Origin of the sequence: Caballeronia terrestris (genome assembly GCF_001544515.1) — a bacterium.
GTDB classification, from domain to species: Bacteria; Pseudomonadota; Gammaproteobacteria; order Burkholderiales; family Burkholderiaceae; genus Caballeronia; species Caballeronia terrestris.
In genome coordinates this window covers 1-973 of sequence record NZ_FCOL02000497.1, presented here as the reverse complement: position 1 = coordinate 973, position 973 = coordinate 1, and the positions used below count along the sequence as shown (strand labels likewise).

At 58.3% G+C, this 973-nt stretch carries 2 protein-coding genes; both read left to right on the top strand.

The features are described 5' to 3' along the window. A partial coding sequence (locus AWB67_RS38540) for a winged helix-turn-helix domain-containing protein (RefSeq protein ID WP_200822438.1) occupies positions 1-198 on the top strand: 198 nt, incomplete at its 5' end. A 551-nt stretch (positions 199-749) separates the two neighbouring features. Next, the coding region (locus tag AWB67_RS42885; RefSeq protein ID WP_235025628.1) for a transglycosylase SLT domain-containing protein at positions 750-973 on the top strand (224 nt) is incomplete at its 3' end.

Genomic DNA, 973 nt, shown 5'->3' with positions numbered 1-973 from the left:
CTCGTACGCCATGCAGGGCGCGTGCTGACTCATCAGCAACTGCTACGCGAAGTCTGGGGACCCACGCAAACCGAAAACCAGCATTATCTGCGGGTCTATATGGGGCATCTGCGACAGAAGCTCGAGAGCGATCCCGCTCAGCCGGTTCATATCGTCACCGAAACGGGTGTGGGATATCGGCTAGTGGGAGCGAAATAACCCGCTCAACCACTTCGCCATCTTCCGCGCATCGTCCGATGATTCCGGTGAAGAGCTGGTACGATAGTCCACGCAGAGTGAGTGCTCTGCGCTGCGAGCAGCGACGCTAAGGCCGTAACACGATGTGCATCGCGTGCGTAACGTGGGCGTCGTGGATGGCATGCCCGTGGAGCCATTTCAAACACTCGACCACGCCGACGTCGTGGAATCGAGAGTCCGGATGCTCACCAGAGCTTTTGCGCGCCTGCGGAAATCGAATGGTCTTTACTGCGCGATTGATACGGCTTTGACCTCGCACGTTCATCTTTTATCAAAATCGTTATATCCCACGGCGTAACCTTCTCGTACCTCAACGACAGAGATTCGAGATGCGTTGTAGCGAAACACTGCGGGTAAAGCTGAGATTCACGCCAGCTTCAGCACGGCTGGCACGGCTGGCGTTCGGAGGAATCGCGCTCGCGCTCGCAAGTGGCGGGTACGCGGCTGACGACCAGCCCGCGTCCGATGTTTCTGTCATACTGAGTGAGGTGTCTGTCTCCGAAGCAGTTCCCTTGTCGAAGGCCATCGCGTCCGTATTATCGACGCAATTCGGTGTGAGTTGGGACGAGTCGACGTTGATTGCTCGGGCCGTGCTGGACGCTGCCAACCATTGCGCGATGTCGCCCGTGCTGCTGCTTGCAGTGATTTCGACTGAATCCGGCGTCGATCGTCACGCGATCAGCGGTGCCGGAGCAAGGGGCCTCATGCAGGTTCTGCCGACGGCGCATCCTCGATT